The organism is Acidovorax sp. GBBC 1281 (genome assembly GCF_028473645.1).
Classification (GTDB): domain Bacteria; phylum Pseudomonadota; class Gammaproteobacteria; order Burkholderiales; family Burkholderiaceae_C; genus Paracidovorax.
This window is the reverse complement of sequence record NZ_CP097269.1, coordinates 697,948-715,337: the sequence shown is the minus strand read 5'-3', so window position 1 is coordinate 715,337 and position 17,390 is coordinate 697,948. Positions and strand designations below refer to the sequence as shown.

At 70.4% G+C, this 17,390-nt stretch carries 12 protein-coding genes; 4 read left to right on the top strand and 8 right to left on the bottom strand.

Translation table 11 applies throughout. The annotated features are described in order from the left end of the window. Window positions 1-12: 12 nt before the first annotated feature. The gene (dbpA, locus tag M5C96_RS03260) at window positions 13-1,419 is read right to left on the bottom strand and encodes an ATP-dependent RNA helicase DbpA (RefSeq protein WP_272567131.1); all 1,407 of its coding nucleotides are present in this window, start codon (window positions 1,417-1,419) and stop codon (window positions 13-15) included. A gap of 95 nt (window positions 1,420-1,514) precedes the next feature. Here dbpA and M5C96_RS03255 point away from each other — a divergent pair, with 95 nt between their 5' ends. Genes M5C96_RS03255 through M5C96_RS03245 form a run of 3 tightly spaced genes read left to right on the top strand, consistent with a single transcriptional unit; the run spans window position 1,515 to window position 6,290 of the window. Then, window positions 1,515-3,587, top strand: coding sequence for a putative bifunctional diguanylate cyclase/phosphodiesterase (locus M5C96_RS03255; RefSeq protein ID WP_272567129.1), 2,073 nt, complete (start codon window positions 1,515-1,517; stop codon window positions 3,585-3,587). Window positions 3,588-3,634: 47 nt separating this feature from the next. Further along, the gene (locus M5C96_RS03250) at window positions 3,635-5,116 is read left to right on the top strand and encodes an AMP nucleosidase (protein WP_272567126.1); all 1,482 of its coding nucleotides are present in this window, start codon (window positions 3,635-3,637) and stop codon (window positions 5,114-5,116) included. Between the two features lie 55 nt (window positions 5,117-5,171). Further along, window positions 5,172-6,290 (top strand): GGDEF domain-containing protein, encoded by a 1,119-nt coding sequence (locus tag M5C96_RS03245; RefSeq protein ID WP_272567125.1) that lies wholly within the window; start codon window positions 5,172-5,174, stop codon window positions 6,288-6,290. A 47-nt stretch (window positions 6,291-6,337) separates the two neighbouring features. Here M5C96_RS03245 and M5C96_RS03240 read toward each other — a convergent pair whose 3' ends face one another. The 3 genes from M5C96_RS03240 to ptsP all read right to left on the bottom strand — a co-directional run bounded on the left by M5C96_RS03240 (window position 6,338) and on the right by ptsP (window position 11,853). Next, window positions 6,338-8,146, bottom strand: coding sequence for a fructose-specific PTS transporter subunit EIIC (locus tag M5C96_RS03240; RefSeq protein WP_272567122.1), 1,809 nt, complete (start codon window positions 8,144-8,146; stop codon window positions 6,338-6,340). A gap of 43 nt (window positions 8,147-8,189) precedes the next feature. Further along, entirely contained in the window at window positions 8,190-9,203 is a 1,014-nt protein-coding gene (locus M5C96_RS03235; protein WP_272567121.1) for a 1-phosphofructokinase family hexose kinase, read from the bottom strand. Between the two features lie 94 nt (window positions 9,204-9,297). Next, the gene (gene ptsP / locus M5C96_RS03230) at window positions 9,298-11,853 is read right to left on the bottom strand and encodes a phosphoenolpyruvate--protein phosphotransferase (RefSeq protein ID WP_272567120.1); all 2,556 of its coding nucleotides are present in this window, start codon (window positions 11,851-11,853) and stop codon (window positions 9,298-9,300) included. A 257-nt stretch (window positions 11,854-12,110) separates the two neighbouring features. On the opposite strand from ptsP, the gene M5C96_RS03225 reads away from it, so the two are divergent. Beyond that, window positions 12,111-13,103, top strand: coding sequence for a LacI family DNA-binding transcriptional regulator (locus M5C96_RS03225; RefSeq protein ID WP_272567116.1), 993 nt, complete (start codon window positions 12,111-12,113; stop codon window positions 13,101-13,103). A gap of 69 nt (window positions 13,104-13,172) precedes the next feature. Here the strand turns inward: M5C96_RS03225 and M5C96_RS03220 are convergent, their stop codons facing one another. From M5C96_RS03220 to M5C96_RS03205, 4 genes are all read right to left on the bottom strand, one after another. Then, complete coding sequence (locus M5C96_RS03220) at window positions 13,173-13,640, bottom strand: hypothetical protein (RefSeq protein ID WP_272567114.1); 468 nt, start codon at window positions 13,638-13,640, stop codon at window positions 13,173-13,175. 6 nt (window positions 13,641-13,646) lie between these two features. Then, window positions 13,647-14,219, bottom strand: coding sequence for an N-acetylmuramoyl-L-alanine amidase (locus M5C96_RS03215; protein WP_272567113.1), 573 nt, complete (start codon window positions 14,217-14,219; stop codon window positions 13,647-13,649). Between the two features lie 182 nt (window positions 14,220-14,401). After that, on the bottom strand, window positions 14,402-16,642 hold the full coding sequence (locus M5C96_RS03210) for an EAL domain-containing protein (protein ID WP_442867353.1): 2,241 nt from the start codon (window positions 16,640-16,642) through the stop codon (window positions 14,402-14,404). Further along, window positions 16,639-17,385, bottom strand: coding sequence for a GGDEF domain-containing protein (locus M5C96_RS03205; RefSeq protein WP_272567111.1), 747 nt, complete (start codon window positions 17,383-17,385; stop codon window positions 16,639-16,641). The genes M5C96_RS03210 and M5C96_RS03205 overlap by 4 nt, the downstream gene beginning before the upstream one ends. Window positions 17,386-17,390: the final 5 nt, after the last annotated feature.

Genomic DNA, 17,390 nt, shown 5'->3' with positions numbered 1-17,390 from the left:
CGTCAAAGGCCGTCAGGTGCCATCCACCAGCCGCGCCTTCACGAGCTTGCCCTTGACCCGGCCGGCCGCCAGGCGCCGCAACACGTCCTGGGCGATGCCCCGCTCCACGGCCACGTAGGTGGAAAAATCGTTCACGTTGATCTTGCCCACCTGCTCGCGCGCAAAGCCCATCTCGCCGGTGAGCGCGCCCAGCACGTCGCCCGCGCGGATCTTTTCCTTGCGCCCGCCGATGATCTGGATGGTGGCCATGGGCGGCAGCAGCGGCCCGCCGGGGGCGGCGGTCAGCTCGGACAGCGGGTGCCATTCCGACTCGCGGCCCTGCAGCTGCTCGATCTTGCCCACGCTGCCCATCTCGGGCAGGCTGGCCAAGCTCAAGGCGAGGCCTTCGGCGTCCGCGCGGCCGGTGCGGCCGATGCGGTGTACGTGGATCTCGGGATCGGGGGTCACGTCCACGTTGATCACCGCCTGCAACTGGGCGATGTCCAGGCCGCGCGCGGCCACGTCGGTGGCCACCAGCACCGAGCAGCTGCGGTTGGCGAACTGCACCAGCACCTGGTCGCGCTCGCGCTGCTCCAGCTCGCCATAGAGGGCCAGCGCGTGAAAACCCTGCGCCTGCAGCACGCCCACCAGGTCGCGGCACTGCTGCTTGGTGTTGCAAAAGGCGATGGCCGATTCGGGCCGGAAGTGGTTCAGCAGCTGCGACACGGCGTGCAGGCGCTCGCTTTCCTTCACCTCGTACCAGCGCTGCGCGATCTTGGCCGAACCATGCTGGGCCTGCACCGTGATGCGCTGCGGCTCCTTCATGAACTGGCGCGCCAGGCGCTCGATGCCCTCGGGGTAGGTGGCGGAAAACAGCAGCGTCTGGCGCTCGGCCGGGCACTGGCGCGCGACCTTGGCGATGTCGTCGAAGAAGCCCATGTCCAGCATGCGGTCGGCCTCGTCGAGCACCAGGGTGTTGAGCGCCTGCAGATCGAGCGTGGCGCGCTCCAGGTGGTCCATCACCCGCCCGGGCGTGCCCACCACGATGTGCGCGCCGTGCTCCAGGCTGGCGATCTGCCCGCGCAGCGGCACGCCGCCGCACAGGGTGACCACCTTGATGTTCTCCTGCGCGCGGGCAAGGCGCCGCACCTCGGTGGCCACCTGGTCGGCCAGCTCGCGCGTGGGGCACAGCACCAGGGCCTGCACCGCGAAGCGGCGCGCATTGAGGTTGGCCAGCAGCGCCAGGGCGAAGGCCGCCGTCTTGCCGCTGCCGGTGCTGGCCTGGGCGATCAGGTCCCGGCCCAGCAGGGCCACGGGCAGGCTCGCGGCCTGGATCGGCGTCATGCGGGTGTAGCCCAGCTGCTGCAGGTTGGACAGGGTCGCGGGATGCAGCGCCAGGGAGGAGAACTCGGCGCCAGCGCCGGAAACGGAAGAAGTCATCCCCGGATTATCCCGGGGCCGGGTGGTCAAGGGCTTGCACCCCTCGCCAGGGGCGCCCCGATCGGCTATAAAACTTCGAGATACACGGGTGGGACATGCCAGACACATCAAGCCGAGCGGACGGTCCTTCCCAGGACCCCCACTGCAGCAGTTCCCTGCTGCGGCTGCTGGCCGACTCCGTTCCGGCGCTGCTCGCCTACTTCGAATCGTCCACCCTGCGTTGTGTTTTTGCCAATCAGGGCTACGCCGAATCCACCGGCCACACGGTGGAGGCGATCCTGGGCAAGACGGTGCAGGAAGCCATCGGCGACAGCGCCTGGGCCTCGATCCAGCCCCAGATCCAGCAGGTGCTGCGGGGCGAGCGCGTGCAATACACGCGCAAGCAGCGGGTGCGGGGCGGGCCGTCCCGCATGATCGAGGTCAACCTCATTCCCCACCTGCACCCGAAGCTGGGGCTGATGGGAGCCTTCGTGCTCATCAACGACATCACCCACCACTGGGAGGCCGAACGCGCGGTGCGCGAGAGCGAAGAGCGCATGCGCAAGTTCTCGCAGGCCACCGAAGAGGCCATCGTGTTCCACCGCGAAGGCCTAGTCACCGATTTCAACGAAGCGCTCACGCGGCTGATGGGCTACTCCCTGGCCGAGGTGCGCGGCCGGCGCATGCTCGATTTCGTGAGCGAAGAGTTCCGCCCCGTCACCGAGGCCTATGTGCGCGAGGGCCGCGAAGAGCCCTACGAAGTCACGGTGCTGCACCGGGACGGCCGGGCCGTACCTGTGGAGATCGTCGGCAAGACCATGCCCTGGAAGGGCTCGAACTACCGCATCGCGGTGCTGCGCGACATCACCGCGCGCCGCCAGGCCCAGGAGCGCGAGGCCTTCCTGGCCCGGCACGATGCGCTCACGCAATTGCCCAACCGCGCCACGCTCATGGAGCAGCTCACCGCCGTGATCGAGTCCGCGCAGCGCACGCCGCAGGCCGCCGCCGTGCTGTTCATCGACATGGACCATTTCAAGACGGTGAACGACTCGCTGGGCCATGAGGCCGGCGACATGCTGCTGTGCGAGGTGGCCCGCCGGCTCGTGCAGGGCGTGCGCTCGGTGGACATCGTGGCGCGCGTGGGCGGCGACGAGTTCGTCGTGGTGCTGCGCGACGCGCAGGACCGGCCCTCCGCCCTGGCGGTGGCCGATCAGCTGCTGGCAGACGTGTGCGCCGTGTTCCATGCCGACGGCACGCCGCTGTCGGTGTCGGTCTCCATCGGGGTGAGCATGTACCCCGACGACGGCGACACCGCCGCCGAGCTGGTGCGCCGGGCCGACGCCGCCATGCAGCAAGCCAAGGACAGCGGCCGCGCCAACCGCCAGGCCTACGCCCCGGGCATGGAGACGCCCTCCACCGGCGTGCTGCAGCACGAGCGCCTGCTGCGCGACGCCATCCTGCACGGCGCGTTCGTGCTGCACTACCAGCCGCAGGTGCGCCTGGACGACGGTGCGCTCGTGGGCTTCGAGGCGCTGGTGCGCTGGCGCCACCCCGAGCGCGACCTGGTGGGGCCCATCGACTTCATCGCCTTCGCCGAGGCGCGCGGGCTCATCACGCCCATCGGCCGCTGGGTGCTGGTCGAGGCCTGCCGGCAGATGCGGGCCTGGCACGACGAGGGCCTGCCGCAGGTGCCGGTGGCGGTCAATCTCTCGGCGCTCGAATTCCGCCAGCGCGACGTGGCCGGTGAAATCGCGGGCGTGCTGCGCCAGACGGGCCTGGCACCGCGCTTTCTGGAGATCGAGCTCACCGAATCGGTGCTCATGCACGAGGCCGACCAGGTGCGCCGCACGCTGGATGCGCTCAAGGCGCTGGGCGTGCGCGTGTCCATCGATGACTTCGGCACCGGCTACTCGTCGCTCGCCTACCTCAAGCGCTACCCGATCGACAAGCTCAAGATCGACCGCTCCTTCGTCTCGGACACACCCGCCAACGAAGACGACGTGGCCATCGTCACCGCCATCGTCCAGATGGGCCGCAGCCTGCAGATCCAGACCGTGGCCGAAGGCGTGGAAACCGCCGCCCAGCACGACCTGCTGCGCACCCTTGGCTGTCACCTGGCGCAGGGCTACCTGATCTCGCCGCCCATGGACCCGCGTCAGACGCGCGAGTGGCTGCTGAAAAAAAGATAGCGGGCCCGTCATCGGGCAGACCCGCGCGCCCGTGGACAATAGGCGCCATGGCCCAGATCCCAGACTTCACCGAGCCCACCCTTCATACCGATCCCGCCGAGGCGCTGTCGCAGGTGCAGCGCATCTACCAGCAGCAGATCGGGCACCTGCGCGATGCCATGCAGCGCTTCGTCGCCGGGGAGACCCCGGTCAGCCACGTGCGGGCCTTCTACCCCTTCGTGCGGGTGCAGACCACCACCGTGGCCCGCGCCGCCACCCAGCTGGCCTACGGCTTCGTGGAAGGCCCGGGGCGGTATGAAACCACCCTCACCCGGCCCGACCTGTTCGCCAACTACTACGCCGAGCAGTTCCGCCTGCTGCGCAACAGCCACAACATCGAGCTGGAGGTGGGCATCAGCAGCCAGCCCATCCCCATCCACTTCTCATTCGCTGAGCACGACCACATCGAGGGCACGCTGACCGCCCAGCGCCGCATGCTCATGCGCGACGTGTTCGACCTGCCCGACCTGGAGGCCATGGACGACGGCATCGCCAACGGCACCTGGGCGCCCCGCCCCGGCGAGGCCCAGCCCCTGTCGCTGTTCACCGCGCCGCGGGTGGACTACTCGCTGCACCGGCTGCGCCACTACACCGGCACCGCGCCCGAGTGGTTCCAGAACTTCGTGCTGTTCACCAACTACCAGTTCTACATCGACGAGTTCGTGCGCCTGGGCCATGCCGAGATGGCCAAGCCGGACAGCGAGTACGTGGCCTTCATCGAACCGGGCAACGTCGTCACCCGCCGCACCGGCCTGCCGGCCCAGCCGGGCGACGAGCTGGGCGTGGCCCCGCCGCGGTTGCCGCAGATGCCGGCCTACCACCTCATGCGGGCGGACAAGAGCGGCATCACCATGGTCAACATCGGCGTGGGCCCGTCCAACGCCAAGACCATCACCGACCACATCGCCGTGCTGCGCCCGCACGCCTGGATGATGCTGGGCCACTGCGCGGGCCTGCGCAACAGCCAGCAGCTGGGCGACTACGTGCTGGCCCACGCCTATGTGCGCGAAGACCACGTGCTCGACGAAGAGCTTCCGCTGTGGGTGCCCATTCCCGCGCTGGCCGAGATCCAGATGGCGCTGCAGCAGGCCGTCGCCGACGTCACGCAGATCGAGGACGCCGACCTGAAACGCATCATGCGCACCGGCACCGTGGCCAGCACCGACAACCGCAACTGGGAGCTGCTGCCCGACAACATGCCCCAGCGCCGGTTCAGCCAGAGCCGCGCCGTCGCGCTGGACATGGAGAGCGCCACCATCGCTGCCAACGGCTTTCGCTTCCGCGTGCCCTACGGCACCCTGCTGTGCGTGAGCGACAAGCCCCTGCACGGCGAGATCAAGCTGCCCGGCATGGCCAACCATTTCTACCGCGAGCGCGTGGACCAGCATCTGCGCATCGGCATGCGCGCCATCGACATCCTGCGGGCCGGGGGCGTGAGCCGCCTGCACAGCCGCAAGCTGCGCAGCTTCGCCGAGGTGGCCTTCCAGTGACGCACCGGGTGGGCGCCGCCACCAGGGATTGATGCGGCTGGATTTCGTTACCCTGATGGCCATCACGGCCACCAACCTGTGCATGCTCTCCGCGGCCCTGCCGCTGATCATGGGCCGTGGCGCGGGCACCGCCGCACGCTGGGTGCAGGCCAGCCTGCTGCTGCAGGGCCTGGCCTGGGCGGCCATCATCGCGTCCTCCTACGCGTGGGACCAGACCCTGTCCACCGTGTCCATGGCCGCCAATTCCCTGGCCCAATGGGCCCTCTTCGAAGCCCTGGCGATCTGGCTGGGGCCCCGGCCCGGGCGGCGCCTGGTGCAGGCGCTGGTGGTGGCGATCCCGCTGGGCTACACCCTGGGGTTTTCGCACTACGCGTTTCGCGTCGGCTGGGCCAACCTGCTGCTGGCCACGCTGCTGCTGGCCGTGGCGCGCGCCACGCTCTACCCGGCCCACCCAGCGCACTTCGCGGACCGGCGCTGGCGCCTGCTGCTCATGGGCTGCCTGGCCACGATGGCCGCGTTCACCGCCGCGCGCGGCGTGCTGGGCGCCTTCACCGACGCCTACCCCAGCTTCCGCACACCGCACCCGGTCAACATCGCCGCAGCCGTGGCCGCCAACGTCACCCTCGTGCTGGGCACGGTGGCGGTGCTGGTCGCGTGGCGGGACGAGGCCGAGCAGCAACTGCGCACCCTGGCCATGACCGATCCGCTCACCGGCCTGCTCAACCGCCGCGGCTTCGAATCGCACGGCCAGGCCCTGCGACAGCGCGCCGCGCGCCAGCGCCTGCCCCTGGCCGCCCTGCTGCTGGACCTGGACCACTTCAAACGCATCAACGACGCCTACGGCCACGAAGCCGGCGACCGCGCCCTGGCCTGGTTCGCCCGGCTCGCCCAGTCCATGGCCGGGCCGCACGACACCGTGTGCCGGTTCGGCGGCGAGGAATTCGGTGTGCTCCTGCTGCATGCGCAGCAGGAAGAGGCGCAACGCTTCGATCAGCGCCTGCGCGAACGCCTGCAGGCCGAAAGCGCCCAGGCCCTGGGGTTTCCCATCGACTACAGCGCCGGCGCGGCGCTGTGGCACGGTGGCGGAGAGGACCTGGCCGAGCTCATGGCCCGCGCGGACGCGGCGCTGTATGCCGCCAAGGAACAGGGGCGGCGGCAGCTGGCCATGGGCTAGGAAAACAGAACGCAGAACGGGCAGTGCCGCCCCTTTCGCCGAGGGCGCTACGCCACCGCCACCCGCCGCTTGAGCACCCCCAGCGCCAGCGCCGTCACCCCCGTGCCGGCCGCGATCGCCAGCGCGTACAGCACCACGTGGTTGACCGCGTTCGGAATGGCCAGCACGAACACGCCGCCGTGCGGCGCCTGCAGGCCGATGTTCCACATCATCGACAGGCCGCCCGTCACGGCCGCACCGGCCATGCAGGCGGGGATCACCCGCAGGGGGTCGCGTGCGACGAACGGGATGGCGCCTTCGGTGATGAACGCCAGGCCCAGCACAGCGACGGCCTTGGAGGCCTCGCGCTCCTCGGCGCTGAAGCGGCTGCGGAACACCCAGCACGCCAGCGCGATGCCCAGCGGCGGCACCATGCCCGCGGCCATGGTGGCGGCCATCGGGTTGGCCACGCCGCTGGCGATCAGCGTGGTGGAAAACACATAGGCCGCCTTGTTGACCGGGCCGCCCATGTCGAAGGCCATCATCGCGCCGAGGATCACGCCCAGCAGCACGGCGCTGCCGGTCTGCAGGCCCTTGAGCCATTCGGTGAGCGCGGCCATCACGCCGGCCATGGGCTTGCCGATGACCATCATCATGAGCACGCCGACCACCAGCGTGCCCAGCAGCGGCAGCAGCAGCACGGGCTTCAACCCGTCGAGCGTGCGCGGCAGGCGGATGGCGCGGTTCATCCAGTGCACCGCATAGCCCGCGATGAAGCCCGCGGCAATGGCGCCCAGGAAGCCCGCGCCCACGGTGCCCGCGAGCAGGCCGCCGATCATGCCCGGCGCGATGCCCGGCCGGTCGGCGATGGAGAACGCAATGTAGCCCGCCAGCGCCGGCAGCATGAGCGTGAAGCCGGCCTTGGCGCCAATCTGGAACAGCGTCCAGCCCAGCGTGCCCTGGTGCGCGTCGTCATACACGTAGATGCCGCCCAGCGCGAAAGCCAGCGCGATCAGCAGCCCGCCCGCAACCACGAAGGGCAGCATGAACGACACGCCGGTCATCAGGTGCTTGTAGGGGCCGGTGCGCTCCGTGCTGCGGGCAGCAGCGCCGGCAGGCGCCGCCCCGGGCGTCGCGGCCGCGCCCGCTGCGGGCGCATCGCCCCACACGATGGCCTGCGCCGCCGCCTGGGCGAACACCGCGGCCGCATCGTGGATCGCGGCCTTGGTGCCGGTCGCATACAGCCGCTTGCCAGCGAAGCGCGCGCGGTCCACCTGCGTGTCGGCGGCGATCACGACCAGATCGGCCCCGGCGATCTCGTCCGCCGTGAGCGCGTTCTGCGCGCCGACCGAGCCCTGCGTCTCGACCTTGATGGTGTGGCCCAGCGCCTGGGCGCCCTGCTCCAGCGCTTCGGCCGCCATGAAGGTGTGGGCCACGCCCGTGGGGCAGGAGGTGATGGCGACGATCCGAAGGGGGCGCGCTGCGTCGGCGGCGGCCACCGCGGGCACCGCCGCGGCAGCCGGGGACGGCACGCCGTGCGCCGCCACTGCCCCATCGCTTGCGCCGCCTGCGCCCGAGCGTGCCAGCGCGGCGCGCACCACGTCGGCCGCATCGGCCAGCACGGCCCCCGGCGTGGTCTCGTGCAGGCGTGCGGCAGGCAGGCCGCTGCGGTCCACGGCCATGTCGGCCGCGATGATGACGGCGTCGGCACGCAAGAGTTCGTCGTCCGTCCAGCCGCCCTGCGCGCCCAGGCTGCTGCGCACGCTCAGGGCGATGTGGTGGCCGAGCCGTTCCGCGGCGGCGCGCAGCGCCTCGCCGGTCATGAAGCTGTGCGCCGGGCCGGCCTGGCTGGCGGCGATGGCGATGAGGTGGGCCATGGGATGGGTCTCCGTGCGGATTCGTTTGAGGGGGCGGGGCCGGTCAGACCGGCTGCGGCGCGATGGCGGCGGCGATGGCATCCACCTCGGCACGCGGCGGCAGGCCGGGCGCGATGCGCTGGATGCGCGCCGCAGCGCAGGCCATGCCGAAGACGGCCGCGCCGGGGAAGGTGCCGCCCTGCGCGAGCGCGGCGAGCGTGCCGGCCACCAGCGCGTCGCCCGCCCCCACCGTGGTGGCCACCGGCACGCGCGGTGCCTCGGCATGCCAGCGGCCCTGGGGCGTGGCGATCACCGCGCCGTCGCCGCCGAGCGAGACGACCGCCTGCCGCACGCCGTAGCGCCGGCACAAATCGGACGCGGCCTCGGCCACCTCCGCCAGCGTGGGCAGCGCGCGGCCGGCCAGTTCTTCCAGCTCGGCCCGGTTGGGCTTGACGAGCGCCACCGGCACCGCCGGGCCGGTGGCCGGGTCGGACAGGCGCTGCAGCAGCTGCCGCAGCACGTCGCCGCCCGTGTCGATCACGATGTGCGCGCCCTGGGCCGCCAGGGCGCGGGCCAACCGCTCCCACACGCCCGCCGCCGCGCCGGGCGGCAGGCTGCCGGCCAGCTCGCACCAGTCGCCGTACTGCACCTGCTGCTGCAGCGTGGCCAGCAACTGGGCTTCGGCCTGCGCCAGCGCCTCGGGCGGCAGGGACAGGCCGGGCAGGTTGATGTCGGTCGAGTCGCCCCGCCCGGCATCGGCCAGCTTGATGTTGGTGCGGGTGCTGCCCGCCACCCGCACCATCGCGTCAGCGATGCCGCTGGCGGCGAAGGCGGTGGTGAACACGCCGTCGTTCTCGGCGCCCAGCCAGCCGCTGGCGGTCACCGGCACGCCCAGGGCTGCCAGCACCGCCGCCACGCCGATGCCCTTGCCGCCGGCCTCGGTCTGCTGCCCCAGGGCCCGGTGCACGGCGCCGGGCACGAGCGTGGGAATGCGCACCGTCTGGTCGATGGCCGGGTTGAGCGTGATGGTGAACACGCGGGCAGGCGCCGCCGCGCCGGCCAGAACTTCTGGCGTCATGGCGCGGCCTTTCCCGGCATGGCACATGCCGCATCCAAAACGGTCCCAGCACAATCAACACTATGGCATATCGCTATATTTTTCATAGCAAATCTCATGATGCATCCCCTGTGTCGGCCACCGGGCCGGCCGGGCGCAGCGCGGCGCCCAGGGCGCGCACCTCGTCGGCGGTGTCCACGTCCAGCGCGCGGCGGGCGAGGTCCTGCAGTTCGGCCAGGGAATGGCGGCGCAGCAGCGCCTTGACGCTGCCGATGTCGCCGCTGCTCATGCTCAGTTCCTGCACGCCCAAGCCGGCCAGCAGCGCCGCGCCCAGCGGCTCGCCCGCCAATCCGCCGCACACGCCCACCCAGCGCCCATGGGCCAGGGCGCCGGCGATGGTGCGTTCGATGAGCCGCAGCACCGAGGGGTGCAGGCTGTCGGCCATGCCGGCCAGCTCCGGGTGCTGCCGGTCCACCGCCAGCGCGTACTGCGTGAGGTCGTTGGTGCCGATGGAGAAGAAATCCACGTGCGCCGCCAGCCGGTCGGCCATCAGCGCGGCCGAGGGCACCTCGATCATGATGCCCACGGGCACCTCGGGCGCGTCCAGCTCGCGGCGCACCGCCTCCATGCGCTGGCGCAGCTGGTGCACCTCTTCCACGGTGCTGATCATCGGGAACATGACCGACAGCGGGCCGTGCCGCGCCGCGCGGTACAGCGCCCGCAGCTGCGGCACCAGCAGGTCGTCGCGGCGCAGGCACAGCCGCGCCCCGCGCAGGCCGAGAAAGGGGTTGTCCTCCACCGGCAGGTCCAGGTGCGGCACCTGCTTGTCGCCGCCGATGTCCAGCGTGCGCACGATCAGCGGGCGGCCGTCCAGCGCCTCGACCATGGCGCGGTACACGGCGTACTGGTCGTCCTCGTCGGGCACCGCGTCGCGCTCCAGGAACAGAAATTCGGTGCGCATCAGGCCCACGCCCTCGGCCCCCGCCGCCAGCGCGTGCGTGGCCTGGTCGGCCCGGTTGGCATTGGCGGCGATCTCCACCGTGTGGCCGTCGGTGGTGGTGGCGGGCAACTGGCGGGTGCGGGCCTCTTCCTCCTGCCGGCGGGCCAGGCGCTGCATGCGCTCGCGAGCCTCGATCAGCGCCGTCTCGCTCGGGCCCACGTAGAGCCGGCCGCGGTAGCCGTCCAGGATGGCGGGCGTGCCGGCCGCGGCATCGGCGCCCAGCACGCCGGGGCCGGCCGCCACGACGGCGGGCAGCCCCAGGGCGCGCGCCAGGATGGCCGTGTGGGCAGTCGGGCCGCCGCGCGCGGTGCAAAAGCCCCGCACCTTGGCCGTGTCGATCTGCGCGGTGACCGAGGGCGACAGGTCGTCCGCCAGCAAGATGGCATCGGCCGGCCACGCGGCGGCAGCGCCGCCTTCCGGCTCGTCCCCGCGGCCCAGCAGGTGGCGCAGCACGCGCTCACCCACATCCTGCACATCGGCCGCGCGCGCGGCCAGCGTGGCATCGGCCAGCGCGCGCTGCGCGGCCACCCGCTCGCCCACCGCGCGGCGCCAGGCCCAGGCCACGCCGTGGCCCTGCACCACGCTGCGGCTGGTGGCCAGCAGCAGTTCGGCATCCTGCAGCAGGCCCGCGTGGGCGGTGAAGATGCCCGCCTGCTCGGCCTTGCCCGCCGCGCGCGCGCCATCGGCCAGCTGCTGCAACTGCGCCAGCGCGGCAGCCAGGGCTTGGTCCAGCGCGGCGGCCTCGGCGGCCACGGAGGTGAAGCGGTCGTCCACCTCCAGCGCCGCGGCGCCCGCCTGCACCAGCGTGCCGATCACGAGGCCCGGGCTGGCCGCGATGCCGGTGAAGGTCTGGCGGGCCGTGGGCTGCCAGTCGCCCAGCTCGCGCCCCAGCCCTTGGGCCTGGGCCTGGCGGGCGGCGGACAGCTCGGCCTGGCGGCTTTCCTCCTCGCCCAGCCGCACGATGGTGTCGCGCAGGGCCGCCAGCGCCGCCGGCGCATCGGGGCCTTGCGCCAACAGGCGCAGCTGCGCCCCGCGCCTCGCGCCCAGGCTCAGCAGCGCAGCCAGGTTCTTGGCATCGGCCACCGTGTCGCCGCAGCGCACGTGCACCCGCGCGGTGAAGCGCTTGACCGCCTGCGCCCACTGCCCGGCCGGGCGCGCATGCAGGCCGTTGGGGTAGTTGAGCGACAGCTCGTGGCCCAGCGGAAAGTCCTCCAGCCCGGCGGCCTCGGCCGCCCCTGCGGACTCCTCGCCCGTGAGCGCCCGCACGATCTCGCCGGCATCGCGTGTGGTCGCCAGGCGGTCCATCAGGGCGTCGTCGCGCATCAGGCGGGTCAGGCGGCGCAGCACCGCGATGTGCTCGTCCGACGCGGCGGCAATGGCCACCACCAGGCGCGCCTGCTTGGCATCGTCGCCCCAGCGCACACCGCCCGGCACCTGCAGCACGGCCAGACCGGTGCGCCGCACGAGGTGCTTGTCCTCGACCATGCCATGCGGAATGGCCAGGCCCTGGCCCAGGAAGGTGTTGGCGACTTTCTCGCGCTGCAGCAGGCTGTCGGTGTAGGCAGGCTGGGCATGGCCGGCTTGAGCCAGCAGGGCGCCCGCGGCGCGCACGGCGTCTTCTCGGTTGTGGGGCGCGGCGCCCAGGCGGACCTCGACCGGGATCGTGGACATGGTGCGATGTCTCCTTGTTTTGGTATCGATTCCAAAACAGGATTATGAAACCGCTTTTCAGGGCGGACAAGGCTACGAAGAACCCCTTTCCTATGGAAATTCGGGTAATCCCCTATGAATGAATGCCACGGCAACCCCCGCGAGGCAGCGCAGAATCAACGCCCTGGCCTGTCGCCGCCTACGGCAAGATCGGCCGTCGCAAAGCAATTTCAGGAATCGATACCAGAACGCCGGATTCTTTTGTAGGAGAAAGCCGCTTGGCCAGCATCAAGGACGTCGCGGAGCGCGCGGGCGTCTCCACCACCACCGTATCGCGCGTGCTGTCGAACCCCGCCGCCGTGCGCACGCCGCTGCGCGAGCGCGTCGAGCAGGCCATCGCCGCGCTCGCCTACCGCCCCAACCTGGCGGCCCGGCGCCTGCGCCAGCAGCGGGCCTCGCTGGTGGGGCTGATCGTCTCGGACATCCGCAGCCCGTTCTTCACCGACGTGGGTCGCGCGGTGGAGGACGTGGCCTACCGCCACGGCCTGCGGCTCATCCTGTGCAACACCGACGAAGACCCGGCCAAGGAGCAGTCCTACCTCGAACTGATGGCCGACGAGCAGGCCAGCGGCGTGATCCTCTCGCCCACCATGGAAGGCCTCAAGCGCCTGCGGCCCGCCGACTGGCCGTTTCCGATGGTGCTGGTGGACCGCGCCCTCGACACCACCCGCGCCGACCGCGTGGTGCTGGACAACCGCGCGGCCGCCCGGCGCGCTACCGAACACCTGCTGGACGCCGGCTACCGACGCATCGCCGTGCTGGCCGGCACGCACAGCACCACGGGCCAGGAGCGCCAGGCCGGCTACGCGGATGCACTGCGCGAACGCGGGCTGGCGCCCGATCCGCACTGGGTCGCCCCCACGCGCGAGGCCGGCATGGCCGCCGCCACGGCGCTGCTGGCGGGCACCGGGGGCATGCCGCGCCCGGACGCCTTGCTGGCCACGAACGGCCTGCTGCTGCTGGGCACGGTGCACGCGATCCAGGCCGCGGGCCTGTCCATGCCGAACGACATCGGCCTGGCCGGCTTCGACAACAACGACTGGACGGCCCTGCCGGCCCTGGACGTGACGGTGATCGCGCAGCCTACGTACGACATCGGGCGCACCGCGGCCGAGTTGCTGCTGCAGCGGCTGGCAGAGCCTGAACGGACGGTACGGCGGGTGGTGCTGGAAGGAGCGCTGCTGGCGCGGGGCTCCACGCGCAGGGGATGACGAGGCTGCGCTCGAAACGGTTGGCAGGGCATCGTCCGCCGAGCGATGCGCAGCACACCCCATCCAGGCTCAGCGCCGTTGGCTGCCGCGCGCCATGCCCGATATCGCGTAGGTTCCCGCTGCTTTGACAAGGACCCGAATGGCATGGGTCTTTTCCACCGTGTCGTGCTCGTACTGCGCCTTGATCGCGATCTCGATTCCGCTGCCCACCTTCCTGCACCGCATTTCCTGAATGGCGTACTGGCTGTGGTCGTCATTGAGTTCGGGAAACGCCAGGGTCCGGACCAACTCCGACCTCGCCTCCTGCGTCGGCTGCGTGAGCCACTGCACGTAGATCTCGCTGCCCGCCCCTTCGTGCACATCGACAACGACCACGCGGTAGTAACCTGCCCGGTCCGCCTGGGTCCAGGCGCCGCAGGTTTCGACCTTTTGCACGTGAACGGGCAGTGACTCCACCTGGGCTTTGAGCAAGGAATCGCTGGCGTTGGCGCAAAAAGGCAACGCTAAAAATACCGGAAGAATGAAGCGACTCACCATTTCGCGCTACTCCCTTCGGTTTCCAATTTCCACGAAATTTCCGAATGCCTGAAGACTGCGCTCATGGATATTCCCAGAGCTTGGCCCAACTCTCAAAGCAGCCACGACAATGAGTCCTGCTGTTGCTGAGTCACCGCTTCGAATACGCCTCCCGGTGCCATCGAGACTATTTCGATGCCGATGGAGTCCCCGTTGAAGGGGTAACGCTGAGGGAAAGGCTTCCTTCCTGACCTCGACTCTTCCAATTTGTGCTCCCACCCGCTTGCCTTGGAGATCCTTAATGTCTTTGGGACTGCATTGGTGCTCGGCCAGGCATCGGGATTGGATGTGCCCCACGTGGTGGGTCTTTTGGTAGATGGAAGCCGTTTGATAGATGGACCCATCCTTATCGATCAACAGATGAGCTCCATTCGCATCCGGTGCGGTGTAAGCGTTGAGTGTGGCTTTTGCCGTAGGACTGGCGGTTTGATGAATGACGATGCCGTTGATGACGTGCATGCTGCCTCGTTCGATCGCATGGCTGATGGCAGGCTTTATTTTCGGATGAACAATTCGCCCCGTCTTTTCGATTAGCAACAAATCAGACTCCCTTTTGATTTGGAGTGGCATGCTAACCAAAACCCATCGCAACAGGCACAGATGGCCGTGGGCACATGCTGCAAAGTGTCACTGGGCACGCCTTGCAGGCCGCCGGCCCGCAAGTCAGGGACGGCGCGAAACGAATCGTGGGCAGACTCCGGGGTAGCGAACTCGGCCCCGGCTCACCGCCGTTGCTGCAACCAGGCCATGAGGGCCCCCTTCTCCATCGGCATGGCGATGTGGTAGCCCTGGCCCTCGTGGCAACCCATGTCCAGCAGGGCGCGCAGCGCGGCGGCATCCTCGATGCCCTCGGCCAGCACCTGCAGCCCGAGCTTGCGACCCAGTTGCGCCACCATTTCCGCGATCCGGACGCCGTGCGGCTCGCCCAGGTGGCGCACGAAGGAGCGGTCGATCTTGATGCGGTCGAGCGCCAGCCGCTCCAGGTAGCTCAGCGAGGAATAGCCCGTGCCGAAATCGTCGATCGCGATGGAGATGCCTTGCGCGCGCAGGCTGGACAGGGTCGAGTTCAGCAATTGGGTGGGCAGCGCGGCCACCGACTCCGTGATCTCCAGCTCCAGCTGCGGCCCCTTTAGCCCGCTGGCCGCCAGGGCCGCGCACACCGTGTCGAAAAAGGCGGGGTCCTGCAACTGCACGGACGACACGTTGACCGCCATGCGCCCGGGCGCATGGCCCGCCTCCAGCAACTCCCGCATGCACGCGCACGCGGTGGACAGCACCCACTTGCCCAGCGCCACGATGAGTCCCGAATGCTCGGCCACGGGAATGAACTGGTCGGGCGATATCAGCTGGCCATCGTCCGCGCGCCAGCGCACCAGGGCTTCCAGCCCCACCAGGCGCCGGGTCGCCAGGTCGATCTGGGGTTGGTAGACCAGAAAGAGCTTGGCGGTGTCGATGGCCGCCCGCAGGTCGGACAGCAGCAGCGCACGGGTGCGGGCCTCGGCGCCCATGTGGTCCGAATATTCCAGGTGGTGACCGCGGTGGTCGCGCTTGGCGCGCTTCAAGGCGATGGTGGCGTCCTTGACGAGATCGGCGCCCGCCTGGGGCACCTCGGGCAGGAAGACATAGCCGCAGGTGAGCGACACCTTTTGCGCCACGCCATTCACCGCCAGGGGCTGGCGAACGCAGTCCAGCAGCCGCTGCAGTGACACCTGCGCCGCCGCCCCCAACACGCCGAACGTGTCCGCCCCCAGGCGGGCCAGCAGCACACCCGGCGGCAGTGCCGCGGACAGCGCGCGGGCGACCCGCTCCAGCAGGCAGTCCCCGAAGCGGTGGCCCATGACGTCGTTGGTGGCGCTGAAATCGTCGATGTCGAGCAACGCCAGGATGTGGCCGCGCGTGCCGAGGCGGGCGCATTCGTCCACCTTCTCGACGAAGTGCGCACGGTTGGGCAGGCGGACCAGCGGGTCGTAATAGGCGTATTCGTGCAGCCGCGCGAGCAGGCCGTGGTTGTGCAGCAGGGTGCCCAGATTGGCGCAGAAGACGTCCAGCATCTGGGTATCGAGCGCGCCGCGCGCAGCGGGCACGTCGATGAAGACGGCCATGCCCTGCCGGCCCTGGTGCCCGATGTACAGCGCCACGCCGCCATCGGCGGCATACCCATTGCAGCGGCCTTCCAGCACACAGCGCAGCACGCTCCACTCGGCCCGGGCGGAAACGGCATCGAACGGCCCGTCGGCGAGGCCGGCGAACCGGCCGGTGGCCGCCAGCACCTGGAACCGGTCCGCAGTCTCTCCCTGCTGCGCGCACACCAGCCCATGGCATGCAACGCCCAGCAATGCCGCCAGTTGGGTGATCACGCCCGAGGCGAAAGCCCGCGGATCGGTGGTCTCCAGCAAGGACGCGCTGGACCGCACGATGAGTTCCAGGCTGCGGCGGCTGGCCTCGGCGGCGCACAGCCGCTGGTAGGACCGCACGGAGGTGACGACCAGGGCCAGCAGCCGGTCGTGCGTCAGTTCGGACTTGGGGCGGTAGTCGTTGATGTCGTACTGCAGCAGGGTGTCCAGGTCCGTCACCGGCCCGGGCTGGTCCGTGCGAAGCACGATGCGCGCATTGGGCAGGCGGGCGGTGTGGCGGATGAAGTCGACCAGCGCCAGGGCGGTGCCGGCCGCCGCGCCGGTGCCGCCCACCGGCTCCGAAGCCACGTCGAGCAGCACCATCGCCACGTTCGGCTCGCCCATCAGCAACGCACGCGCTTCTTCGCCCGAAAAAGCGTGCCGCGGCGCCAGGGCGCGGCCGAAAAGCGTGCGGCCCTGCAGCGCTGCGCGCATGGCCGCATGCACGCCTGCGTCGCTGTCCACGACGAGGATGCGCCAGTCGGGCTCGCCCTGCGGGTCGCGGGTGCGGACGGCACGCGCGGCGGCGACTTCCGGCGCTGGACAGTCGGGCGCCACCCCGGCGTTCATGCGGCAGGCAGGTGGCGGCTGCACGGGGCGAGCGACACGCGATTGCGGCCGCCGCGCTTGGCGACGTACAAGGCCTCGTCCGCCAGACCGTAGGCGTTGTCGAAGGTGCCGCCCTGCGCCAGGCAGCTCAGCCCGAAGCTGGCCGTGATGCCGCTGCCATCGGGCAGGTCGAAACGGTGGGACTCGATGGCCTGGCGCAAGGCCTCGGCCACCGGCATCGCCGTATCGTGGCCCTGTCCCGGCAGCACCACGGTGAACTCCTCGCCGCCGACCCGGCCGACTTGCGCGGTCGGGGGCACGACGGCCTGCAGGCAGGCGACCACGCCCAGGATCACCCGGTCGCCCACCGGGTGGCCGAAACTGTCGTTGATGCGCTTGAAATGGTCGATGTCCAGCACGATCAGCGCGAGGCCGCCGCTTCGCAGCTGCTGGTTGACCCGCTCGATGATGGCCGCCCGGTTGAGCACGCCGGTCAGCGGGTCGTGGTTGGCCCGGTACTCCAGCTGGGCTGCCAGGTCCTGCAGCCGCAGGTTCAGCTGGTTCATGTCCAGTTCCGCCCGGTCGCTGCGGCGCACCAGGCGACGCGTCTCCCGCAGCAGCCGCTCGTAGGCGACCAGCAGATCGCCCAGCGCCTGCCGGCAGGGGGCCTCTTCCAGGCCTTCATGGCGCTGGCAGACGCTGCGTGCGACCAGCAAGGCCTGGTTTTCGGCCTCGAACAGGTCCGGGGTGGTCGCGGCGTCCATGGGCA